This is a genomic window from Streptomyces sp. NPDC043176 (assembly GCF_056436715.1).
In genome coordinates this window covers 158,225-180,315 of sequence record NZ_JBWKCA010000006.1, presented here as the reverse complement: position 1 = coordinate 180,315, position 22,091 = coordinate 158,225, and the positions used below count along the sequence as shown (strand labels likewise).

Sequence of the window (22,091 nt, the reverse complement as noted above, 5' to 3'; positions counted from 1 at the left end):
GCTGTGGAAAAGACCCGCGGACGACTGTGGAAAAGGCCCGCGGACGGCTGTGGAGAAAGACTTTCGTCGCGACCTCCCCTACTGGCTTGTACTCCTCTGGTCGGACAAGGATCGAGCCGTTGGGCTGACGACCGCTATGGCGCGCGCCACTACCGTCGAAGCGTGACTGTGATCGCGACCGAAAGCCTCAGCAAGCGGTTCCCCCGGGTGACCGCGCTTGACCGGCTCTCCCTGGACATCGGGCCCGGTGTGACCGGACTCGTGGGTGCCAACGGAGCCGGCAAGTCCACCATGATCAAGATCCTGCTCGGCCTCTCCCCCGCCACTGAGGGCCGCGCCGAGGTCCTGGGCCTCGACGTCCGGACCTCCGGCGCCCAGATCCGCGAGCGCGTGGGATACATGCCGGAGCACGACTGCCTCCCGCCGGACGTCTCGGCGACCGAGTTCGTCGTCCACATGGCGCGGATGTCCGGGCTGCCCGCGACCGCCGCCCGTGAGCGGACCGCCGACACCCTGCGCCACGTCGGCCTGTACGAGGAGCGGTACCGCCCCATGGGCGGCTACTCGACGGGCATGAAGCAGCGGGTGAAGCTCGCCCAGGCCCTGGTCCACGACCCGAAGCTGGTCCTCCTCGACGAGCCGACCAACGGCCTCGACCCGGTCGGCCGCGACGAGATGCTCGGACTGATCCGCCGCGTCTGGACCGACTTCGGCATCTCCGTCCTCGTCACCTCGCACCTCCTGGGCGAGCTGGAGCGCACCTGCGACCACGTCGTCGTCATCGACGGCGGGCGGCTCCTCCGCTCCAGCTCCACCAGCGACTTCACCCGGATCACCACGACGCTCGCGGTCGAGGTCACCGACTCCGACACCGTCCCCGACGGCACGGCCGCGCTCCGCGAGGCCCTCGCCGCCGCCGGTGTCACGATCCACGCCGGCGTCGAGGACGGCCTGCCCGGCGCGGGCCACATCCTGCTCCTGGAGGCCGCCGGCGAGGAGACGTACGACCTCGTGCGGGACACCGTCGCCGGCCTCGGCCTCGGACTCGTCCGCATGGAGCAGCGCCGCCACCACATCGCCGAGGTCTTCCGCCCGGGGGCCGCCGAGGCGTCCCCGCAGCACGAGGAGGTGCAGGCCCGATGAGCACCGACACCTCCAAGGCCGCTCCCGACACGACCCGGATCCACAACATCGGCTACCGCTCCTACGACGGCCCGCGCCTCGGCCGGGCGTACGCGCGCCGGTCGCTGTTCTCGCAGTCCCTGCGCGGCGCGTACGGTCTGGGCCGCAGCGCCAAGTCCAAGGTGCTCCCGATGCTGCTCTTCGCGGTGATGTGCGTCCCGGCACTGATCATCGTCGCGGTCGCGGTCGTCACCAAGCAGTCCAAGCTGTCGATCGAGTACACGCAGTACGCGCTGTTCCTCCAGGTCGTCATCAGCATCTACCTGGCCTCGCAGGCGCCCCAGTCCGTCTCCCGGGACCTCCGGTTCCGGACGGTGCCGCTGTACTTCTCCCGCCCGATCGAGCGCGCGGACTACGTCCTCGCCAAGTTCGGCGCCATGACCTCGGCGCTCTTCGTCCTGACCGCCTCCCCGCTGCTGATCCTCTGGATCGGCTCCATGCTGGCGAAGATGGACTTCGTCGAGCAGAGCAAGATGTTCGGCCAGGGGCTCGTCTCGGTGGCCCTGCTCTCGCTGCTCTTCGGCGGCATCGGGCTGGTCATGGCCGCCCTCACCCCCCGCCGCGGCTTCGGCGTCGCCGCCGTGATCGCCGTCTTCACGATCTCGTACGGGGCGGCGTCCACCCTCATGGGCATCGCCTACGCCACGGAGAACGAGGGCGCCATCCAGTGGCTCGGCCTGTTCTCGCCGATGACCCTGATCGACGGTGTGCAGACCGCCTTCCTCGGCGCACCGACGGGCTTCCCCGACGGCGGGGGCCCGGGCGCCGGTGTCGGCGTGGTCTATCTGCTGGTCGTCCTCGCGCTCGTCGCCGGCTCGTACGGCATCCTGATGCGCCGCTACCGAAAGGTCGGGCTGTGACAACGCTCCACATCGACCACGTCTCCCGCTGGTTCGGCAACGTCGTGGCCGTGAACGACGTCACGATGTCGGTCGGCCCGGGCGTCACCGGTCTCCTCGGACCCAACGGCGCGGGGAAGTCCACGCTGATCAACATGATGGGCGGCTTCCTCGACCCCTCCACCGGCTCCGTCACCCTCGACGGCCGGACGATCTGGGGGAGCGAGTCGGTCTACCGCGAGATCGGTGTCGTGCCCGAGCGGGAGGCGATGTACGACTTCCTCACCGGCCGCGAATTCGTGCAGGCGAACGCGGAGTTGCAGGGCCTCGGCTCGGCGGAGGCCCAGCGGGCCCTGGCCACGGTCGAGATGGAGTACGCCCAGGACCGCAGGATCTCGACGTACAGCAAGGGCATGCGGCAGCGCGTGAAGATGGCCTCGGCCCTCGTGCACGAGCCGTCGGTGCTGCTGCTCGACGAGCCGTTCAACGGCATGGACCCGCGCCAGCGGATGCAGTTGATGGACCTGCTGCGGCGGATGGGCGCGGAGGGCCGCACCGTGCTGTTCTCCTCGCACATCCTGGAGGAGGTCGAGCAGCTCGCCTCCCACATCGAGGTGATCGTGGCCGGGCGGCACGCGGCCTCCGGCGACTTCCGCAAGATCCGCCGGCTGATGACCGACCGGCCGCACCGCTACCTCGTCCGCTCCAGTGACGACCGGGCCCTCGCCGCGGCGCTGATCGCCGACCCGTCGACGGCCGGCATCGAGGTCGACCACGCGGAGGGCGGACTGCGCGTGCAGGCGGTGGACTTCGGACGGTTCACGGAGCTGCTGCCGAAGGTCGCGAAGGAGCGCGGGATCCGTCTGCTGACGGTCTCGCCCTCGGACGAGTCCCTCGAATCGGTCTTCTCTTACCTCGTCGCGGCCTGAAAGGAGCCTGACCGATGTACAACCCCACAGTCGCCCGGCTCACCTACCGGGCCCTGCTCGGCCGCCGCAGGGCGCTGATCCTCTTCCTGCTGCCCGGCATGCTGCTGCTCATCTCGGCGGCGGTCCGCGGCTTCAACGGCGCGGACGACCAGGTCGCCGCCGACGTCCTCGGCGGCTTCGCGCTGGCCACGATGGTGCCGCTGATCGGCGTGATCGCCGGCACGGGCGCGATCGGACCCGAGATCGACGACGGCTCGATCGTCTACCTGCTGTCCAAGCCGGTGAAGCGGCCCACGATCATCTTCACCAAGCTGATCGTGGCGATCGCGGTCACCATGGTCTTCTCCGCCGTCCCGACGCTGATCGCCGGCTTCATCCTCAACGGCAACGGGCAGCAGGTCGCCGTCGCGTACACGGTGGCGGCCCTGGTGGCGTCCATCGCGTACAGCGCGCTGTTCCTCCTGCTCGGCACGGTCAGCCGGCACGCCGTGGTGATCGGCCTGGTCTACGCCCTGGTGTGGGAGACGCTGTTCGGCTCCCTGATCGCCGGAGCGAAGACGCTGAGCGTCCAGCAGTGGTCGCTGGCCCTCGCCGAGAAGGTCACCGGCGACGGACTGGTCACCTCGGAGGTCGCGCTCCCGACGGCCTCGATACTCCTCGTCGCCGTCACGGTCGGCGCGACCTGGTTCGCCGGCCACAAGCTGCGGACCCTGAAGCTGGCCGGCGAGGAGTAGTCGCGGCGGGCCGACGGGCCACACCGTCGGCCCGGCCCGCGGCCCACGCTGACGCCCGGCCGGCCAACCGGCCCGCGGCCCACACCGTCGGCCCGGCCCGCGGCCCACGCTGACGCCCGGCCGGCCAACCGGCCCGCGAGTCACGACGGCCGGCCGGCCAACCGGCCCGCGAGTCACGACGGCCGGACGACCGGCCCGCGGGTCACACCGTCCGGTCCCGGGCCGCGAGCAGGCCCACGGCGAGGGCCGCCGCGCAGACGCCGAGGACTCCGCAGATCGGCAGGGTCCAGGAGCCGGTGGCCTGATGGAGGGCGCCGGCCGCCAGCGGCCCGGCGGCGGCGAGGAGATAGCCCACCGTCTGGGCCATCCCGGACAGCCGGGCGGCGGTCACCGCGTCCCCGGAGCGCAACACGATCAGGGTCAGGGCCAGGCCCACCGCCCCGCCCTGGCCGATGCCGAGCACCGCGGACCAGAGCCAGGCGCCCTGCACGGGCGCGGTCAGCAGACCGGCGTAACCGGCCGCGACCAGCGTGGTGACCAGCACGACCAGCGGGCGCTGACTCCGCATCCGACCGGCGAGCAGCGGCACCAGGAAGGCGCCCGCGACCTGGACGAGGTTGTTGAAGGCGAAGACCACGCCGGCGGCGGAGCGGCTCATCCCGTGGTCGGTGAACATCGTCGGCATCCAGGCGATCAGCACGTACGACCACAGCGACTGCAGCCCCATGAACAGCGTGACCTGCCAGGCCAGCGCCGAGCGCCGGACGCGCACCGGACGGGCGTCGCCGGCCGGGACGGCCCGTACCGCGTGGCCCGTGCGGCCGCGGGCGATCAGCACCTGCGGCAGCCAGGCGAGGGCCGCGACCACGGCGAGCAGCGACCAGACGCCGAGCGAGGCCTGCCAGCCGCCGCCCAGCGCCTTCTCCAGCGGGACCGCGGCCGCCGCCGCCACCGTCGCGCCGGCGATCATCGCGCCCGTGTAGACCGAGGTCATCGCCGCGGCCCGGTCCGGGAAGTCCCGCTTGATCAGGCCCGGCGTCAGCACGTTGAGCAGCGCGATCGCGGTGCCGACGAGGACCCCTCCCCCGTACAGCGCGTACACGGACGGCAGGACCCGCACGAGGATGCCGACGCCGAGCAGGAGGAGCGCCCCGAACAGCACGCGCTCGGCACCGAGGCGGCGGCCGAGCCAGGGTGCCACCAGCGCGCCGACGCCCAGGAACAGCACGGGCACGGAGGTCACCAGCGAACTCGCCGTCGAGGAGAGCCCGAAGGACTCGGACATCTCGCCGACCAGGGGCGCCACGCTCGCCAGCGCGACCCGCATGTTCAGCGAGGCCAGCACGATGCCGGCGAGGAGCACCGCCGGGTGCGCGACCCGCGCCCGCCGGGCGGCCACCTCCCCGTCCGGCCGCCGGCTCCGGGCCCCGGGCCTGACGTCTTCCGTCGTGCGTGCCCCGGTGCTCATCGGGTCGGTTCGGCCAGGGCGGCGACCGTCTCCATCGGGAGCCGCAGCAGCTCGCGGGCCTGCCGCTCCGCGGCGTCCGGGTCGCCCGCCTCGATCGCCGCCACCAGCGCGTCGTGTGCGTCGATGTCGACCGGCGGCATCGCGTGGTCGCCCAGGGCCTCCACCAGCACCTCGTGCACCTGGGTGGAGAAGAAGCGGTACACCTCGACGAAGGCGGCGTTGTGGGTCGCGCCCACGACGGCCAGGTGGAAGGCGAGGTCGGCGTCCGCGTCCCGGTCGCCCTCCTCCCGCAGACCGGTCAGGGCCGCCCGGAGCCGCAGCAGGTCGTCGGCGTCGCGCCGGGCGGCCGCGAGGCGGGCGGCCTCGGCCTCCAGGGCGATCCGCAGTTCGAGGACGTCGGACGCGCCCGCGTGGCGCACCCCGCGCAGGGCGGCGGCCGGGTCGGCGGTCGACCGGACGAAGGTGCCGTTGCCCTGGCGGGACTCCAGGAGGCCGGCGTGGACGAGGACCCGGACCGCCTCGCGGACGGTGTTGCGGCCCACGCCCAGCTGCTGCGCGAGCTCGTGCTCGGTCGGGATGCGGTCGCCGACCGCCCACTCCCCCTCGGCCAGCTGTGTGCGCAGCTGGTCCACCACGGAGTCCACCAGCGAGGTCCGTCCCGCCGCCTTCAGCGCCATCGAAAATCCCCTATTCGCCCGGTTGCCCAGTCATCCTACAAGTGACGTCCCTCGCCTCTCCGGCCGGGCCTCGGCGACCGGACTACTGTGGGCCCGTACGCGGACCGAACACCCTCACCACCCTCGGGAGTCAGTCATGTCAGACCGCTTCGACGTCGTCGTACTCGGAGCTGGCCCCGGCGGCTACGTCGCCGCCATCCGCGCCGCCCAGCTGGGCAAGCGGGTCGCGGTCGTCGAGGAGAAGTACTGGGGCGGTGTCTGCCTGAACGTCGGCTGCATCCCCACCAAGGCGCTGCTGCGCAACGCCGAACTCGCCCACATCTTCAACCACGAGGCCAAGACCTTCGGCATCAAGGTCGACGGCACGGTCTCCTTCGACTACGGCGAGGCCTTCCGCCGCAGCCGCTCGGTCGCGGACGGCCGGGTCAAGGGCGTCCACTTCCTCATGAAGAAGAACGGGATCACCGAGTTCAACGGCCGGGGCACCTTCCTGGACGCGAACACCCTCCAGGTGGCGAAGTCCGACGGCACCTCGGAGACCGTCACCTTCGACCACTGCATCATCGCGACGGGCGCCACCCCGCGCCTGCTCCCGGGCACCGCCCTCAGCGACCGCGTGGTCTCGTACGAGCAGCAGATCCTCGCCGAGGACGCCCCCAAGTCGATCGTCATCGCCGGCGCCGGCGCGATCGGCATCGAGTTCGCGTACGTCCTCAACAACTACGGCACCAAGGTCACGATCGTCGAGTTCCTCGACCGCATCGCGCCGCTGGAGGACGAAGAGGTCTCCAAGGAGCTGGCGAAGCAGTACCGCAAGCTCGGCATCGACGTCCTCACCTCGACCCGCGTCGAGGCCATCGACGAGTCCGGCCCGCAGGTCCGCGTCACCGTCACCGGCAAGGACGGCGCCCAGAAGGTCCTGGAGGCCGACAAGGTCCTCCAGGCCATCGGCTTCGCCCCGAACGTCACCGGCTACGGCCTCGAGGCCACCGGCGTCGCCCTCACCGAGCGCGGCGCGATCGACGTCGACGGCCGCTGCCGCACCTCCGTGCCGCACATCTACGCGATCGGTGACGTCACCGCCAAGCTGATGCTCGCGCACACCGCCGAGGCCATGGGCGTCATCGCGGCCGAGACCATCGGGGACGCCGAGACGATGGAGCTCGACTACCCGATGATCCCGCGCGCGACCTACTGCCAGCCGCAGATCGCCAGCTTCGGCTGGACCGAGGCGCAGGCCCGCGAGAAGGGCTTCGACGTCAAGGTCGCCAAGTTCCCGTTCGTGGCGAACGGCAAGGCGCACGGCCTGGGCGACGCCACCGGCTTCGTCAAGATCATCGCCGACGGCACGCACGGCGAGATCATCGGCGCCCACCTGATCGGCCCCGACGTCACCGAGCTGCTGCCCGAGCTGACCCTGGCCCAGCAGTGGGACCTCACCGTCCACGAGGTCGCCCGCAACGTGCACGCGCACCCGACGCTGGGCGAGGCCGTGAAGGAAGCGATCCACGGTATTGCCGGACACATGATCAATTTCTGAGGTTTCTCCCGGCTTCGGGTGATAGGCACTGAAAGGTGCCGAGCAAAACCTTCCCGGGTGGCGAACCGTCCCGGCCGATCAGGTCGTGGGTGAGTTCGTCACCCGGTACGCACGTGTGGCTCGGGGTCATCGCGCTCACCAGCCTCGTCATCGCGCTCTCCCCGGACGCCGTGGAGACGTATCTCCTCCACCGCAACAGCAGCAATCTCCACCAGCTCGCCCACCATCCGCTGCGGGCGCTGCTCGGCAGCGCGTTCTGGATCGAGGATCCCGCCGACGTCCTGCTGTACGCGCTGCTCTTCGAGGTCCTGCACGCCCCCGTGGAGCGCTGGCTCGGGACGGCGAAGTGGCTCTTCACCGTGGCGACGGCGCACATCGCGGCGACCCTGATCAGCCAGCAGGTCGTCCTGGTCGCGATCCGCCTCCACGACGTGCCGCGCAGCATGGCGCACGTCGTCGACATCGGGGTCAGCTACGGACTCGCCGCCTCCGCCGGGATCCTGACCTACCGTCTGCCGCGCCCCTGGCGGTGGCTCTACCTCGCCGGGGTGCTCGCGTTCTTCCTCCTGCCGCTCGCCGCCGACCGGACGTACACCGACCTCGGCCACGCGATCTCGCTGGCGATCGGTCTCGCCTGCTATCCGCTGACCCGGGGAGAAAAACCGGTCGCACCCGAACAGGGTCCCGGCGCAGACTAGTTGTACGGGGGACACGGGGGATCTCCCGAAGGGAGCGGCCGCTTCGAGCGCGTGGACACGTCCGCGCGGGCCGCTCCCTCCCGGAGGATTGGCCGAGTGGTAAGGCAGCGGCTTGCTAAGCCGTAGTCGGGGGAGACCCCGCGCGCGTTCGATCCGCGCATCCTCCGCCGCGTACGACGAAGGCCACCCCTGAGGGTGGCCTTCGCGCGTCGGGGAGGGTCAGGCCGACAGCAGTCGTTCCAGGACGAGTGCGATGCCGTCCTCCTCGTTGGACGCCGTCACCTCGTCCGCGACCGCCCGCAGTTCCTCGTGCGCGTTGCCCATGGCCACGCCGTGGGCCGCCCAGCCGAACATGGGGATGTCGTTCGGCATGTCGCCGAAGGCGATCGTCTCCGCGGCCTTCACGCCGAGGCGGCGGGCCGCCAGCGACAGCCCGGTCGCCTTGCTGAGGCCGAGCGGGAGGATCTCCACGATGCCGGGCCCGGCCATGACGACGTCGACGAGCCCGCCGACGGTCTCACGGGCGGCCCGGGTCAGCTCGTCGTCGGTCAGTGCCGGGTGCTGGATGTACAGCTTGGTCAGCGGCGCCGACCACAGCTCCGCCGGGTCCTCGTAGGGCACGTACGGCAGGGGCCCTTCCTGGACCTTGTAACCCGGGCCCATCAGGACCTCGCCGTCCAGGCCGTCACGGCTCGCGGCGAGGGCCAGCGGACCCACCTCGGCCTCGATCTTGGAGAGGGCGAGTCCGGCGAGCTGCCGGTCCAGGGTCAGCGAGGTCAGCAGCCGGTGCTCGCCGGCGTGGTAGACCTGCGCGCCCTGCCCGCACACCGCGATCCCGTCGTAGCCGAGGTCGTCGAGGATGTGCCGGGTCCAGGGCACCGCCCGGCCGGTGACGACGATGTGCGCGGCGCCCGCGGCCGTCGCGGCGGCGAGCGCGTCCCGCGTGCGGTCCGAGACGGACTCGTCGGAACGCAGCAGCGTGCCGTCGAGGTCCGTCGCGACCAGGCGGTAGGGGAACGGGCTCACTTGGAGATCGGCTCCAGGACCTCGCGCCCGCCGAGGTACGGCCGCAGGACCTCGGGCACCCGCACCGAACCGTCGGCGAGCTGGTGGTTCTCCAGGATCGCCACGATCGTGCGCGGTACGGCGCACAGCGTGCCGTTCAGGGTGGCCAGCGGCTGCACGGTCTTCTTGCCGCCCTGCTCGTCGCGCATGCGGACGGAGAGCCGGCGGGCCTGGAAGCTGTCGCAGTTCGACGCGGAGGTCAGCTCGCGGTACTTGCCCTGCGTCGGGATCCACGCCTCGCAGTCGAACTTGCGGGAGGCCGAGGCACCGAGGTCGCCGGTGGCGACGTCGATGACCTGGAACGGCAGCTCCAGCGAGGTCAGCCACTGCTTCTCCCACTCCAGGAGACGCTTGTGCTCGGCCTCGGCGTCCTCCGGCGCGACGTACGAGAACATCTCGACCTTGTCGAACTGGTGGACGCGGAAGATGCCCCGGGTGTCCTTGCCGTACGTGCCGGCCTCGCGGCGGAAGCAGGGCGAGAAGCCCGCGTACCGCAGCGGCAGCTTGTCGGCCTCGATGATCTCGTCCATGTGGTACGCGGCGAGGGGCACCTCGGACGTGCCGACGAGGTAGTAGTCGTCCTTCTCCAGGTGGTACACGTTCTCCGCGGCCTGGCCGAGGAAACCGGTGCCCTCCATGGCGCGCGGACGGACCAGCGCGGGGGTCAGCATGGGGATGAAGCCGGCCTCGGTGGCCTGGGCGATCGCCGCGTTGACCAGGGCCAGCTCCAGCAGGGCGCCGACGCCGGTCAGGTAGTAGAAGCGCGAGCCGGAGACCTTGGCGCCCCGCTCGACGTCGATGGCGCCGAGGGCCTCGCCCAGCTCCAGGTGGTCCTTGGGCTCGAAGCCCTCGGCCGCGAAGTCGCGGATGGTGCCGTGCGTCTCGAGGACGACGAAGTCCTCCTCGCCGCCGACCGGGACGTCCGTGTGGACGATGTTCCCGAGCTGGAGCAGGAGCTGCTTGGCCGTGTCGTCGGCCTCGTTCTGTTCGGCCTCGGCGGCCTTGACGTCGGTCTTGAGCTGCTCGGCCTTCTGGAGGAGCGCGGCGCGCTCCTCGGGGGTGGCCTTGGGGATCAGCTTGCCGAGCGCCTTCTGCTCGGATCGGAGCTCGTCGAAGCGGACGCCGGACGACCTGCGCCGCTCATCGGCGGAGAGCAGGGCGTCGACGAGCGCGACGTCCTCTCCACGGGCGCGCTGGGAGGCGCGAACACGGTCGGGGTCCTCACGGAGCAGGCGAAGGTCAATCACCCCACCAGGCTACCGGTGCGCGTTCGCGTGCCCCCACCGGATAAGGTCGCGCGTGTTGTTTTGCCCGAATTGAGACCGGTGGAAATGCCGGATCCCCAGGGTTCGCATTCACTTATCCACAGGCTGTGCGGAAGATCTGTGGACTACGGGCGACGGTCCGTGGATTTCCGGGGCCGTCCTTGGGAATTCCGTGATCAAACGCCATTAGCCCACTCATTTGGGTGGGAATTGCTCGCTCCAAAGAGTTGATCGGGCGAGGAGTGCTGACGTGAGCGCCATCCGGGAGTTGTGGACGGGGCGCGGACAAGCGGGAGTCGTCAGGGCAATTTGTCGACCTTGTCGGAGCGAGGTGTCGACTTGTCCCCAGGCTGGACGGGGCGCCTGTGGATAACTTCTGTGGGTAACCGAAAAGTATGCAGGTAGGACTAGTGGTTCGTACCTGTGGACGACCGCCCCCGGTGTCGGCAGCGGTCGGTCAGTATCGGGATCAGGCCCGACCGTCCTGGGCCCTCGCCAACCAGTCGGAGGCCGCAGTGAACGCCTGGTCCGAAGTCCCGCGCCGCAGCGGCGGCACGTCCTCGACCGCGACACCCGCCCTCGGGTACGAGCCGAGGAAGCGCACCTGGGGGCAGATCCGCTTGAGCCCCATCAGCGCCTCGCCCACCCGGCGGTCCGAGACATGGCCCTCGGCGTCCACGGCGAAGCAGTAGTTGCCGATCCCGGCCCCCGTGGGACGGGACTGGATCAGCATCAGGTTCACCCCGCGCACCGCGAATTCCTGCAGCAGTTCGAGGAGGGCACCCGGATGATCGTCACCCAGCCACAGCACCACCGAGGTCTTGTCGGCGCCCGTCGGGGCCGCCGGCCGGGCCGGCCGGCCCACCAGCACGAAGCGCGTCTCGGCGTTCTCCGCGTCGTGGATCTCGGTGACCAGCGCCTCGAGACCGTACGTCGCCGCCGCGAACTCCCCGGCGAAGGCGGCGTCGAAGCGGCCCTCCTGCACCAGCCGGGCGCCGTCCGCGTTGGAGGCGGCCGACTCCCACGCCGCCTCCGGCAGGTGCCTCCGAAGCCAGTTCCGCACCTGGGGCTGGGCCACCGGGTGGCCCGTCACCGTCTTGATCTCCGACAGCTTGGTGCCGGGCCGCACGAGCAGCGCGAAGGCGATCGGGAGGAGCACCTCGCGGTAGATCATCAGCGGCTCGCCGGAGGCCAGCTCGTCCAGCGTCGCGGTCACCCCGCCCTCGACCGAGTTCTCGATCGGGACGAGCGCGGCGGCGGCCTCCCCGTTCCGTACGGCGTCGAGCGCGGCCGGGACGGAGACCATCGGGACGAGCTCCCGCGTCGCCGCCTCGGGCAGCGTACGGAGGGCGGCCTCCGTGAAGGTGCCCTCGGGGCCGAGATACGTGAACCGGGTGGCGGACATACCGTCACCCTAATGGTCGCCGGAGACGGGGGCCGCCCTCTCGGACCCGCTCATGCCTCCAGGAGCCGCTGGCCCACGTACTCGCCCTCGGCGGGGCCGCCCGGCACCGCGAAGAGGCCGCTCGCCTCGTGGCGGATGAACGCGGACAGGGCGTCTCCCCGGTCCAGCTTGCGCTGCACCGGGACGAAGCCCCTCAGCGGGTCCGCCTGCCAGCAGACGAAGAGGAGTCCCGCGTCCGGGGTCCCGTCCGGGCCGATCCCGTCGTGGAAGGAGAACGGCCGGCGCAGCATCGCCGCCCCGCCGTTCTGTTCGGGGGCGGAGATCCGGGAGTGGGCGTTGTCGGGAATCACCGTCTTCCCGTCGGGGCCGAGCTTGTTCAGGTCGAGCTCGGTGGTCTCGGTGCCGCCGCTGAGCGGGGCCCCGTCGGACTTCCGCCGTCCGATGACCTTCTCCTGCCGGTCCTGCGGCAGTTTCTCCCAGTCGTCGAGCAGCATCCGGATCCGCCGCACCACCGCGTACGAGCCGCCGGCCATCCACGCCTCCGCGCCGCTCGCCCCGGCCGGGACGAAGATCCGCCGGTCGAAGTCGGGGTCGGTGGGCTTCGGGTTGCCGGTGCCGTCGACCTGTCCCATGAGGTTGCGGGCGGTCATCGGCTTCGCGGTGGCGCCGGCCGAGCGGTTGAAGCCGTTCATCTGCCAGCGGACCCGGGCCGCGTCTCCCGCGTCCTTCTGCAGGGCGCGCAGCGCGTGGAAGGCGACGAGGGCGTCGTCGGCGCCGATCTGCACCCACAGATCACCCTCCGAGCGCCGGGGGTCCAGGGCGTCGGCGGAGAAGGCCGGCAGCGGGTCGAGCGCGGTGGGGCGGCGCGAGGCCAGCCCGGTGCGGTCGAAGAACGTCCGGCCGAACCCGAAGGTGACCGTGAGGGAGGAGGGCCCCGCGTCGAGCGCGATACCGGTGTCCCCGGCGGGCGCCTCGCCCGCCATCAGCGTCTTCGCCGTGGCGGACCAGCGGCGCAGCAGCGCGGCGGCCTCCTTGCGGCCGGCGCCGGGGGCGAGGTCGAACGCGACCAGGTGCCCGCGCGCCTGGAGGGGGGTGGTGATGCCGGCCTGATGTCTGCCGTGGAACATCACCTCGGTCGCGCCGACGGTGGTCAGCGCCTGGGCGCCGCCCGCACCGGCACCGCCGGAGCCGTCGTCGCCGGTCACGGCCGAGGAGACGCCGACGCCGCCTGCCGCGCCGATGACGAGCCCGGCCGCGCCCGCCGCGCCGACGGTGCCGAGGAGGCGCCGACGGGAGATGTCGAGGTTGTCGCTGTCGGTCACGTTGCTCAGCCGATCTTCACGTTCTTGTCGATGGTGGTCTGGTCGATGTCGGAGGTCCGGACGGTGACCTGGATCTTCCACTCGCCCGGCATCGGGATCTGGACGCCGGCGGCGCTCCAGTGTCCGGTCTGGATCCGGTCGGGGGCGACGGGCAGCGGGCCGACGTCCTTCGCCTCCAGGGTGAAGGCGACCTTGATCTCCGGGACGTCCAGCGGCTTGCCGTTGGGGCGCTCGACGAAGAGGTGGAGCGCGTTGGCGCCGGTGCGGCCGGGGTCGAGGCTGAGCCGGACGACGCCCTTGCCGTCGACGCCCCCGGTGTCGAACGGCAGGCGGATGTCGACGGGCCGGTCGGGTACCGCGGCCGGGCCGGAGGAGGCGGTGCCGGCCCGTCCGGCCTCCTCCTCGGTGCGGCCGGGCTCGGTCGAGGTGAGGATCGTGGTCACGGCGAGCAGCACCACGGCGACGGCGGCCTCGGTCAGCACCGAGCGGCGCAGACCGGCCCGCTCGGGATCGGCGTCCCGCTCCCTCTTCCGCCGCGCCGTCGCGACGGCGGCCCGCTGCCGCGCCAGCTGGGCGGCCCGCTCGGGGTCCGGCTCAGGCTCGTCCGCGTCCGTATCCGCGACCTCAGGCTCGTCCGCGTCCGTACCCCCGGCCTCCGGTTCGACCGTGGCCTCGGTCTCGGCGTCCGCTTCGGCATCGGCATCGGCATTGGCATCGGCATCAGCGTCCGCGTCCGCGTCGGCCTCCGCGTCGGTCTCGGCCGCCGGTGCGGGGTCGGCCAGGCGCTGGGTCCAGCGGCGGGAGATCCAGGCGATGCCGACGAGGACGGCGAGGAGGCCGATCTTGACGAGGAGGAGCTGGCCGTAGCGGGTGCCGGTGAGGGCGGACCAGGAGCCGACCTGGCGCCAGGACTGGTAGAGCCCGGTGGCCGCGAGGACGGTCACCGAGCCGAAGGCGACCTTCGAGAAGCGGGCGACCGCCCGGCGGTCGAGGGACGGCGCCCGGTAGAGGGCGACGAGGAGGACGGTGAGGCCGCCGAGCCAGGCGGCGACGGCGAGGAGGTGCAGGATGTCGACCGGCATGGCGACGCCGGGCTGGATACCGGTCGACGCGTGCTCGGCCAGGGCCCAGGTGCCGGCGATGCCCGCGGCGACGACGGTGCCGCCGAGGCCGAGCCCGAAGGCGAGGTCCTTCTTCTCCTTCGGGTCGGTCCGCCGGGCGTAGGCGCCGAAGAGGACGGCCACGAACAGCGCGGCCGCGCCGAGCAGCAGCAGGCGGGAGGTGAGGGCGGCCCCGGTCTTGGTCTCCAGGACGGCCTTCAGGCCCGCCAGGTCGAAGGCGTCGGAGAGTTCGCCGGACCCGGTGTACGGGTTGCGCAGGAGCAGCAGCGCCAGGGTGGCTCCGGTGAGGGTCAGCCAGCCCCGTACGACCGTCTGCTGTACGGGCCGCACGCTCGCGCCGCGCGGCCAGCAGGCCAGGACGAAGGCGCCGCCGCCGACGAGGACGGCGAACCCGGCGTACGAGAGGTAGCGCGCGATGCCGTAGAGGACGCCGACGACTCCGCCGCCGGGGGTCCGGTCGGGCAGGGCGACGGAGGTGGTGGAGGGGGCGCCGATGGAGAAGGTGAAGGCGCCCGCGATGGGGTGGCTGTCGGCCGAGACGGTCTGCCAGGCGACGGTGTAGGTGCCGTCGGGCAGTCCGGCGCGGAGTCCGACCCCGTAGCGGACGACGGATCCGCTGCACAGGTCCCGGATCTCTCCGGTGTCGGCCCGCCGGCCCGCCGGGTCGAGGACCCGGATCGAGTCGGGGCTCATGGCCACCTGTTCGGAGAAGGTGAGGTTGACCTCCTTGGGAGCGGTGGCGACCACCGCCCCGTCCTTCGGGTCGCTTCCGGTCAGCGCCGCGTGCGCGGAGGCGGGGGCGGCGCCGGCGAGGAGCGTGCCGAGCAGCGCGGCCGCCAGGACGAGCAGCCGGGCCAGGGCGGTACCGAGGCGCGGGGCGGTGGTTGTCATCTCTGCGTCACTCCGTCAACGAGCTCAGTGCTGCCGCGGGTTGTGGTTGGGCGCCTCGACGGGAACGTCGAGCTTGATGGGGTCGGCCTTCTCGAAGTGGAGCTCGATGCTGACCTTGTCGCCCTGCTTCGGCTTCGACTTCAGTTCCATGAACATGATGTGGTTGCCGCCGCGTTCGAGCCTCAGCTCCCCGTTGGCGGGGATGTCGAAGGACGGAACCTCCCGCATCTTCTGGTCCTTCGTCTCGTGGATCGTGACGTCGTCGGAGAGGGGGCTGGTGACGGAGGTGAGCTTGTCCGCCGTGTCGCCGTCGTTCCTGATCGTGAGGAAGCCGCCGGCCATGTCCATCACGGGCTGGGGGATGAACGCGCCGCTGACCTCCAGGTGGGGCTTGTCGTCGGAGGACGAGCACCCGGTCAGCGCGAGCGAGGCGGCGAGCGCCACGGCGGCGGTCAGGGCGGTGGTGCGGCGGTTCACGGGTTCTCCCCCTTGATGATCTTCGGCAGGTCCTTGGCGTAGTCGTCGATGCTCGCGTCCTCGCCGTACAGGACGTAGCCCTGGTCGGTGGCGGGCGAGAAGGCGATCACCTGGGCCCCGTGCATGGAGACGACCTTGCCGTCCTCCTCCTTCGGCGGGTCGATGCCGATGCCGATCTGCTTGGCGCCCGCCTGGATGGCGGAGAAGTCGCCGGTGAGACCGGTGAAGGAGGGGTCGCCGGCGGCGGGCAGCCACTTGGCGAGCTCGGCGGAGGTGTCCCGCTCGGGGTCGGTGGTGACGAAGACGACCTGGAGCTTGTCCTGGTCGGCCTTGGGGAGCTGCTTCCTGGCGATGGCGATGTTGCTCATCGTCATGGGGCAGACGTCGGGGCAGTGCGTGTAGCCGAAGTAGATGAGGGTCGGCTTGCCCTTGGTGCGCTCGCGCAGGTCGTACTTCTCGCCCTTGGTGTCGGTGAGGACGAGGTCGGGCTTGGTGAACGGCCGGTCGAGGACGGTGGCGGCCTTGGTGGGGTCGGTCCCGCCCGTGACCTCGGCGACCGGCCCGGAGGCCTTGTCGTCGTTGCCGCCGAGACCGACGGCCGCGGTGAGGCCGATCGCCGCGGCGATCGCGACGGCCGCGATGACCAGCGGGGTGCGCCGCCCGGGACGGGAGGCGTCCGTCCCGGGCGTCTTCTCTTCAGACATGGTGCTTCTTCCGGTTCTCGGGTGAGGCGCGGCCGTCAGGCCGAGCGGCGGCGGCCGGCGAGGACGCCGAAGGCGACGCCGGCGACACCGGCGAGGATGCCGACGACGCCGAGGACGCGGGCCGTGGTGTCGGTCGACGAGGACGCGGAGGCGGTCTCCTGGTGGGCGCCGGCCTTGTCGTCGTGCCCGGCCTTCGCGTCCGCGGAGGCGGTGGGCGTGGAGCCGCCGCCGTGGTGGTCGGCGGACGCGGCGGAGAGCTTCAGGACGGGCGCCGGGTTCTGCGGCTCGTCCGCGCCCTCCTTCGCCTCCTCGATCCAGCGCACGACCTCCTTGTTGTCGTACGTCTGGATCGCCTTGAGCACGAGCTGGTCGGTGTCCTCGGGCAGCCGGCCGAGGGAGAGCGGGAACTGCTGGAACTCGCCGGGGCCGATCTTCGAGCCGTCGGCGGTCCAGGTCACCTTGGAGACGGCCTCGTTGATCGTCTTGCCGTGCAGCTCCAGCGGCTTGGCGAGCTTGCTCTTGGTCACCACGGCCTTCCAGCCGGGGACGGGCTGCGGCATCACGGAGGCCAGCGGGTGGTCGAGCGGGAAGTTGACCTCCAGCTTCACGGTGGAGGCGTTGTCGCGCTCGTTCGGGACCTTGACGTTGACGGTCGCGTAGCCGCCCTTGGCGGCCTCGCCCTGCGGCTGCACGCTGACGTGCGCGAAGGCCGTACCGGAGAGCAGGACGACGGAGGAGAGGGCGATGCCGCCGGCGAGGGCGGCACGGGCGGCGGAGACACGGCCGGCGGCGAGACGGGAAACGGTCATGGCAGAGGACACTCCAGCTCGGAGGAAGACGGGGGGAGTCCGGCACGCCGGGGCCGGGGGCCCCGCACGGGCGTGCGGACGGGCGCGGCCCCGCTCCTGGTGAGCGGACCGCGTCAGGCTGCGAGGACGCAGTCGGCGGCCGGTGGGCCGCGCCTGATCACCGTGTTCCTGAGCGCCTCGGCCACCGGCGGCGGCGAGGAGTCACCCGCGGTGCGGACGGCCGGGCGCGGCCCGGTGCGCGGGTCGGTCGGCAGTCCGGCGAGCAGCGTCCGTACGAGGCGGAGCGCGGCCCGCAGGGAGCGCACGAGCGCGCACTCGGCGAGCTCCGCCGCACCCTGCTCGGAGAGCTCGACGAGCCGGCGCAGCGCCCGGTCGCCGCGGCGCAGCAGCCAGCCCGTGGCCAGGGCGGCGAGCAGGTGGCCGAGCAGCATGGGCACACCGGGCAGCAGCTGCCCGGCGGGCGCGGTGGCCGCGTGTCCCACGTGCGCGTGCGCGGCGGACGGGTCGAGTCCGGCGTCGGCGAGGATCCGGGTGGCCTCGGCGGGGCTGAGGGACGCGGGTCCCGCTCCGCAGACGAGCCGGGCGGCCGTCCGTACGAGGACGTCGTCGGCCTCGGCGCCCAGTGCGAGCCGGCGCTGTCCGAGGCCGAAGAGGACGTGCAGGCCGAGCTGCCCGCCGGCGAGGGCGCCGACGACGAAGCCGAGGGAGCGCTCGCGTCCGGTGAAGAGGACGGTGATCCCGAAGACGCCGAGGAAGCCGGCGAGGAGGGTCCACAGGGCGATTCCCGCGCAGGCGGCGAGGGCGTGGCCCAGCGCGGACAGCACGACGCAGACCGCGGTGAACACCGCGGCCCTCAGCAGCCGTGGAGCGAGCGCGGGGGCAGTCATGGCGGGCCCATCATCGCACCAGCGGCCCCGCCGCCATGAGGCAGGTCCGGAAGGTCGTCCTTGGGCCTCTTCGGGATGACAGGGCATGACATACGCGGGTCGTCCGGGAAACGGGCCGCGGTTCTCCGGCGGGGCATACACCGGGGTTCGGACGGTCGCATCCGCCGGACGAGTGCTCTTGGCTCGTTCACGCGCTTACGAAGGGTTCCGTCAGGCAATAGGTATCGGTATGTCGAGCCGCTGCCGGGAGGCTGGAGCATGAGCATCTGGTGGTCACTCCATCTGCGGCGCGAGGCTGCGAGCGTGCCGCTCGCCCGGCGGCTCCTGCTGGGCACGATGGAGACGGCGGGCGTCGATCCGGACGTGTCCTACGACCTGTCGGTCGCGCTGACCGAGGCGTGTGCGAACGCGGTGGAGCACGGCGGCGGGGGCGGGACAGGCGTGCCGGGCGGCGCGCGTTCGGAGGCGTACCGGGTGACGGCGTATCTGGACGGCGAGACCTGCCGCATCGAGGTGGCCGACGCGGGACCGGGCTTTCCGGGCGCCGGTGCGCCGCGGGCGCCGTCGGCCGACGCCGAGCACGGCCGGGGGCTGCGGCTGATCGAGGAGCTCGCCGACCACGTCCAGTTCGGCAACCGTTCGGGCCGGGGCGGTGCCGTGGTCAGCTTCGACAAGATCCTGAAGTGGCGGGACAGCCCGTCGCTCCTCATGGCGTGACGTACGGGGAAGGGCCCCCGCCGGTCGGTCGGCGGAGGCCCTTCCCCTCCAACGTACGCGGAGGTCAGCCCTTCAGCGCGGCCATCCACGCCTCGACCTCGTCGGAGCGGCGCGGCAGCGCCTCCGACAGGTTCCGGTTGCCGTCCTCGGTGACGAGGATGTCGTCCTCGATCCGGACGCCGATGCCGCGGTACTCCTCCGGCACGGTCAGGTCGTCGGCCTGGAAGTACAGGCCCGGCTCGACGGTCAGGCACATGCCCGGCTCGAGGGTGGTGTTCACGTACATCTCGGTGCGCGCGGCGGCGCAGTCGTGGACGTCCATGCCGAGCATGTGGCCGGTGCCGTGCAGGGTCCAGCGGCGCTGGAGGCCGAGCTCCAGGACGCGCTCGACCGGGCCCTCGACGAGGCCCCACTCGACGAGCTTCTCGGCGAGGACGCGCTGGGCGGCGTCGTGGAAGTCGCGGTAGGCGGCGCCGGGCTTCACCGCGGCGATGCCGGCCTCCTGCGCCTCGTAGACGGCGTCGTAGATCTTGCGCTGGAGCTCGGTGTACCGGCCGTTGATCGGCAGGGTGCGGGTGATGTCGGCGGTGTAGAGCTCGGTGGTCTCCACGCCGGCGTCGAGCAGCAGCAGGTCGCCGGAGCGGACGTCGCCGTCGTTGCGCACCCAGTGCAGGGTGGTGGCGTGCGGGCCGGCGGCGCAGATCGAGCCGTAGCCGATGTCGTTGCCCTCGACGCGGGCGCGCAGGAAGAACGTGCCCTCGATGTAGCGCTCGCTGGTGGCCTCGGCCTTGTCGAGGACCTTGACGACGTCCTCGAAGCCGCGGGCGGTGGAGGCGCAGGCCTTCTCCAGCTCGGCGATCTCGAAGTCGTCCTTGACGAGACGGGCCTCGGAGAGGAAGACCCGCAGCTCCTCGTCGCGCTCGGCGGTGACCTTGTCGGTCAGCGCGGCCTCGATGCCGGCGTCGTGGCCGCGGACGGCGCGGACGGGGCCGGTGGCCTCCTTGAGCGCGTCGGCGAGCTCGCGCACGTCCTTCGCCGGGACGCCGAGGAGCTGCTCGGCCTCGGTGAGGGAGTGGCGGCGGCCGACCCACAGCTCGCCCTGGCCGTCGAGCCAGAACTCGCCGTTCTCGCGGTCGGAGCGCGGCAGCAGGTAGAGGGTGGCCTCGTGGCCGTCGGCGGTGGGCTCCAGGACGAGGACGCCGTCCTGGGTCTGGTCGCCGGTGAGGTACGCGTACTCGGTGGAGGCGCGGAAGCCGTACTCGGTGTCGTTCGACCGGGTCTTCAGGTTTCCGGCCGGGATCACGAGGCGCTCGCCCGGGAAGCGGGCGGACAGCGCGGCGCGGCGCGCGGCGGTCTTGTCGGCCTGGGCGATGGGGGCGAGGTCGCGCAGCTCGGTGTCGGCCCAGCCGGACTTCATGTTCTCGGCCAGCTCGTCGGAGACGCCCGGGTACAGGCCGTTCTTCCGCTGCTTGATCGCCTGCTCTTCGGTCTCTTCCGGGGTCTCCGGCGTGAGCTCCTCGGCCACGGGTCTGCCTCCTCTTGGTACGACACTGAACCCCCACCATCGTACGGTCGTACGGAAGGGGGCCCAGGGCCGGAAGACCCATTACCGGAGAGTCACGTTCCGCTTACCCGGATCCCGGCGGGACCTCATGCGAAGCGGGCGGCGAGCAGGACCACGTCCTCCCCCTCGACGGCGGGGTCGAGGCCCTCGGGCAGCAGGGTCCGCAGGACGTGGTCGGCGACGGCTCCCGGGTCGTCCCGGTCGGCCCTCGGCACGCTCGCGGCGGCCGCGTGGAGCCGCGCGAAGGCGCGGTCCGTGGCGTCGCCGGTACGGCGGAGCAGCCCGTCGGTGTAGAGAAGCACCGTTTCTCCGGGCGCGGGGGACAGCTCCACGCTCGGTGCCTCCCAGCAGGAGAGCATCCCCAGCGGGGCCGAGAGCGAGGTCTCCACGAACTCGGTGCGCCGCTCGCCGATGACGAGCGGCGGGGCGTGGCCGGCCCCGGCGAGGACGATCCGGCGCTGCGCGGGCTCGGCGTACGCGAAGAGCGCGGTCGCCGACCGGGCGGGCTCGGTGAGCCGGAGCAGCAGCTCCAGGTCCGACAGGACGGCGACCGGATCCTCGCCCTCCATCACCGCGTACGCCCGGAGCGAGGCGCGCAGCCGGCCCATCGCGGCGAGCGCGCTGGGACCGGCCCCGGAGACGGAGCCGACGGCGAGTCCGAGGGCGCCGTCGGGCAGCGGCAGCGCGTCGTACCAGTCGCCGCCGCCCAGGGGGCCGGTCCGGTGGCGGGCGGCGAGCTGGACGCCGGGGACGCGGGGGAGGCGGCTGGGGAGCAGCTCCTCGGCGACGGTGGAGACCTGGACGCGGGCGCGCTCGACCTGGAGGAGCCGGGCGAGGTGCTCGGTGGCGAAGCGGCAGTAGAGCCCGACGAGGTGGCGGCGGCGCTCGTCGGGCTCGGCGGGCTCGTCGTAGAGCCAGACGACGGCGCCGAGGCGGCCGGCCTCCTCGGCGGCGAGGGGGAGGGCGTAGCTGGCGGCGTAGCCGAGGCGGGCGGCGACCTCGCGGTGGCGGGGGTCGAGGCCCGCCTCGGTGCGGACGTCGCGGATGGCGATCGGATCGGGGACGCGCTCCGGGTGCCCGGGCTCGGGGAGGCCGTCGAGGAGGCGGCCGTAGCTGCCGGCACCGTGCGGGACGGTCTCGATGGTGCCGAGCTCGGCGTGGGCGAGGCCGAGGCCGATGGTGGTGGCGGGGCCGAGGCCGTCGGCCGGTTCGAGAACGGCCATGCCGCGGCGGGCTCCGACGAGGGCGGCGCCGGCGCCGAGCACCTCGCGGAGGGCCTCGTCGAGGGAGGAGGTCCTGATGAGGCGCTCGGTGAGTTCGTGGAGGGTGGTGAGGTCGGAGACCCAGGCGGCCAGCCGGTCCTGGATCAGCGCTCCGGCCGGGAGGGCCGCGTCGGAGGGCGTCGCCGCCGGGGGGACGCCGGGGAGGGGCGACGTAGTGTGCGGGGGCCCGGGGACCGTGGCATCGATTCCAGCCACTTTCGGCATGTGCGGGGCGCTCATGTCAGTCGGCTTTCCGACCGGTGCGTTTGACGCCATAGCATCGCAAACCCCCATGTCATTCCGAGCCGCTCGATGCCTCCACATGTACACGCACCAGAGGAACGATGTCCAGCATTGTCCCGATGGGACTTGTGGTGTCCGTGAGGTCGTGCGCAAGGGTTGAAGTACGCGGGAAGTTGGCCGAAAATTGCCCCCGGTGTGCACCTTTTGCGGTCGACTGGCGTCGTTTGAAAGCGCGTCATTCCGAGCGTGCTGGGTACGTAATCGGTGACAGGCAGGGGCAGTTGGAGCTGCC

At 72.1% G+C, this 22,091-nt stretch carries 20 protein-coding genes and 1 tRNA gene; 8 read left to right on the top strand and 13 right to left on the bottom strand.

The annotated features are described in order from the left end of the window. The first annotated feature begins 168 nt into the window (after positions 1–168). From AC067A_RS12200 to AC067A_RS12185, 4 genes are read left to right on the top strand one after another with little or no spacing between them, the layout of a single operon-like run. The gene (locus tag AC067A_RS12200; RefSeq protein WP_478618775.1) at positions 169–1,143 is read left to right on the top strand and encodes an ABC transporter ATP-binding protein; all 975 of its coding nucleotides are present in this window, start codon (positions 169–171) and stop codon (positions 1,141–1,143) included. Continuing rightward, positions 1,140–2,042: an ABC transporter permease gene (locus tag AC067A_RS12195; protein ID WP_478618170.1), complete on the top strand. Its 903-nt coding sequence runs from the start codon at positions 1,140–1,142 to the stop codon at positions 2,040–2,042. The genes AC067A_RS12200 and AC067A_RS12195 overlap by 4 nt, the downstream gene beginning before the upstream one ends. Continuing rightward, positions 2,039–2,950: an ABC transporter ATP-binding protein gene (locus tag AC067A_RS12190; RefSeq protein ID WP_478618167.1), complete on the top strand. Its 912-nt coding sequence runs from the start codon at positions 2,039–2,041 to the stop codon at positions 2,948–2,950. Before AC067A_RS12195 ends, AC067A_RS12190 begins: the two co-directional genes overlap by 4 nt. A gap of 14 nt (positions 2,951–2,964) precedes the next feature. Beyond that, positions 2,965–3,684 (top strand): ABC transporter permease, encoded by a 720-nt coding sequence (locus tag AC067A_RS12185; protein ID WP_478618164.1) that lies wholly within the window; start codon positions 2,965–2,967, stop codon positions 3,682–3,684. A 202-nt stretch (positions 3,685–3,886) separates the two neighbouring features. On the opposite strand, the gene AC067A_RS12180 is transcribed toward AC067A_RS12185, so the two are convergent. Both AC067A_RS12180 and AC067A_RS12175 read right to left on the bottom strand, forming a co-directional pair. Further along, complete coding sequence (locus AC067A_RS12180; RefSeq protein WP_478618161.1) at positions 3,887–5,152, bottom strand: CynX/NimT family MFS transporter; 1,266 nt, start codon at positions 5,150–5,152, stop codon at positions 3,887–3,889. Continuing rightward, the gene (locus tag AC067A_RS12175) at positions 5,149–5,829 is read right to left on the bottom strand and encodes a FadR/GntR family transcriptional regulator (protein ID WP_478618158.1); all 681 of its coding nucleotides are present in this window, start codon (positions 5,827–5,829) and stop codon (positions 5,149–5,151) included. The genes AC067A_RS12180 and AC067A_RS12175 overlap by 4 nt, the downstream gene beginning before the upstream one ends. A gap of 136 nt (positions 5,830–5,965) precedes the next feature. Between AC067A_RS12175 and lpdA the strand changes: the two genes are divergently transcribed. From lpdA to AC067A_RS12160, 3 genes are all read left to right on the top strand, one after another. After that, positions 5,966–7,369: a dihydrolipoyl dehydrogenase gene (lpdA, locus tag AC067A_RS12170; RefSeq protein ID WP_478618155.1), complete on the top strand. Its 1,404-nt coding sequence runs from the start codon at positions 5,966–5,968 to the stop codon at positions 7,367–7,369. Between the two features lie 89 nt (positions 7,370–7,458). After that, positions 7,459–8,067, top strand: a complete 609-nt coding sequence (locus tag AC067A_RS12165; RefSeq protein ID WP_478618152.1) for a rhomboid-like protein — start codon at positions 7,459–7,461, stop codon at positions 8,065–8,067. 82 nt (positions 8,068–8,149) lie between these two features. After that, positions 8,150–8,234, top strand: a tRNA-Ser gene (locus AC067A_RS12160). 52 nt (positions 8,235–8,286) lie between these two features. Here the strand turns inward: AC067A_RS12160 and AC067A_RS12155 are convergent. From AC067A_RS12155 to AC067A_RS12115, 9 genes are all read right to left on the bottom strand, one after another. Further along, positions 8,287–9,093: an HAD family hydrolase gene (locus tag AC067A_RS12155; protein ID WP_478618149.1), complete on the bottom strand. Its 807-nt coding sequence runs from the start codon at positions 9,091–9,093 to the stop codon at positions 8,287–8,289. Further along, positions 9,090–10,379 carry a serine--tRNA ligase gene (serS, locus tag AC067A_RS12150; protein WP_478618146.1) on the bottom strand — a complete coding sequence of 430 codons (1,290 nt, stop codon included), beginning with the start codon at positions 10,377–10,379 and terminating at the stop codon, positions 9,090–9,092. The genes AC067A_RS12155 and serS overlap by 4 nt, the downstream gene beginning before the upstream one ends. 487 nt (positions 10,380–10,866) lie before the next feature. Beyond that, positions 10,867–11,802, bottom strand: a complete 936-nt coding sequence (gene pheA / locus AC067A_RS12145; RefSeq protein ID WP_478618143.1) for a prephenate dehydratase — start codon at positions 11,800–11,802, stop codon at positions 10,867–10,869. Positions 11,803–11,852: 50 nt separating this feature from the next. Further along, positions 11,853–13,124 (bottom strand): iron uptake transporter deferrochelatase/peroxidase subunit, encoded by a 1,272-nt coding sequence (gene efeB, locus AC067A_RS12140; RefSeq protein WP_478618141.1) that lies wholly within the window; start codon positions 13,122–13,124, stop codon positions 11,853–11,855. A gap of 5 nt (positions 13,125–13,129) precedes the next feature. Beyond that, positions 13,130–15,136: a copper resistance protein CopC gene (locus tag AC067A_RS12135; protein ID WP_478618139.1), complete on the bottom strand. Its 2,007-nt coding sequence runs from the start codon at positions 15,134–15,136 to the stop codon at positions 13,130–13,132. Positions 15,137–15,160: 24 nt separating this feature from the next. Beyond that, positions 15,161–15,613 (bottom strand): copper chaperone PCu(A)C, encoded by a 453-nt coding sequence (locus AC067A_RS12130; RefSeq protein ID WP_478618136.1) that lies wholly within the window; start codon positions 15,611–15,613, stop codon positions 15,161–15,163. After that, positions 15,610–16,317, bottom strand: a complete 708-nt coding sequence (locus AC067A_RS12125; RefSeq protein ID WP_478618133.1) for an SCO family protein — start codon at positions 16,315–16,317, stop codon at positions 15,610–15,612. Before AC067A_RS12125 ends, AC067A_RS12130 begins: the two co-directional genes overlap by 4 nt. Before the next feature lie 35 nt (positions 16,318–16,352). Further along, on the bottom strand, positions 16,353–17,126 hold the full coding sequence (locus AC067A_RS12120; protein ID WP_478618130.1) for a YcnI family copper-binding membrane protein: 774 nt from the start codon (positions 17,124–17,126) through the stop codon (positions 16,353–16,355). A 113-nt stretch (positions 17,127–17,239) separates the two neighbouring features. Further along, a complete protein-coding gene (locus tag AC067A_RS12115; RefSeq protein WP_478618127.1) occupies positions 17,240–18,013 on the bottom strand; it encodes a hypothetical protein in 774 nt (257 codons plus the stop codon). 258 nt (positions 18,014–18,271) lie between these two features. Between AC067A_RS12115 and AC067A_RS12110 the strand changes: the two genes are divergently transcribed. Next, entirely contained in the window at positions 18,272–18,730 is a 459-nt protein-coding gene (locus AC067A_RS12110) for an ATP-binding protein (protein WP_478618124.1), read from the top strand. Positions 18,731–18,794: 64 nt separating this feature from the next. On the opposite strand, the gene AC067A_RS12105 is transcribed toward AC067A_RS12110, so the two are convergent. Together AC067A_RS12105 and AC067A_RS12100 are read right to left on the bottom strand one after the other, a co-directional pair. Next, positions 18,795–20,255, bottom strand: a complete 1,461-nt coding sequence (locus AC067A_RS12105; protein WP_478618121.1) for an aminopeptidase P family protein — start codon at positions 20,253–20,255, stop codon at positions 18,795–18,797. A 125-nt stretch (positions 20,256–20,380) separates the two neighbouring features. Then, entirely contained in the window at positions 20,381–21,832 is a 1,452-nt protein-coding gene (locus AC067A_RS12100) for a PP2C family protein-serine/threonine phosphatase (RefSeq protein ID WP_478618119.1), read from the bottom strand. Positions 21,833–22,091: the final 259 nt, after the last annotated feature.

Coding starts and splice junctions, on each gene's coding strand:
- AC067A_RS12195 (WP_478618170.1), top strand. CDS start 1,140: ATGAGCACCGACACCTCCAAGGCCGCTCCCGACACGACCCGGATCCAC.
- AC067A_RS12185 (WP_478618164.1), top strand. CDS start 2,965: ATGTACAACCCCACAGTCGCCCGGCTCACCTACCGGGCCCTGCTCGGC.
- AC067A_RS12180 (WP_478618161.1), bottom strand. CDS start 5,152: ATGAGCACCGGGGCACGCACGACGGAAGACGTCAGGCCCGGGGCCCGG.
- AC067A_RS12175 (WP_478618158.1), bottom strand. CDS start 5,829: ATGGCGCTGAAGGCGGCGGGACGGACCTCGCTGGTGGACTCCGTGGTG.
- lpdA (WP_478618155.1), top strand. CDS start 5,966: ATGTCAGACCGCTTCGACGTCGTCGTACTCGGAGCTGGCCCCGGCGGC.
- pheA (WP_478618143.1), bottom strand. CDS start 11,802: ATGTCCGCCACCCGGTTCACGTATCTCGGCCCCGAGGGCACCTTCACG.
- AC067A_RS12135 (WP_478618139.1), bottom strand. CDS start 15,136: ATGACAACCACCGCCCCGCGCCTCGGTACCGCCCTGGCCCGGCTGCTC.
- AC067A_RS12125 (WP_478618133.1), bottom strand. CDS start 16,317: ATGTCTGAAGAGAAGACGCCCGGGACGGACGCCTCCCGTCCCGGGCGG.
- AC067A_RS12120 (WP_478618130.1), bottom strand. CDS start 17,126: ATGACCGTTTCCCGTCTCGCCGCCGGCCGTGTCTCCGCCGCCCGTGCC.
- AC067A_RS12115 (WP_478618127.1), bottom strand. CDS start 18,013: ATGACTGCCCCCGCGCTCGCTCCACGGCTGCTGAGGGCCGCGGTGTTC.
- AC067A_RS12110 (WP_478618124.1), top strand. CDS start 18,272: ATGAGCATCTGGTGGTCACTCCATCTGCGGCGCGAGGCTGCGAGCGTG.
- AC067A_RS12100 (WP_478618119.1), bottom strand. CDS start 21,832: ATGGCGTCAAACGCACCGGTCGGAAAGCCGACTGACATGAGCGCCCCG.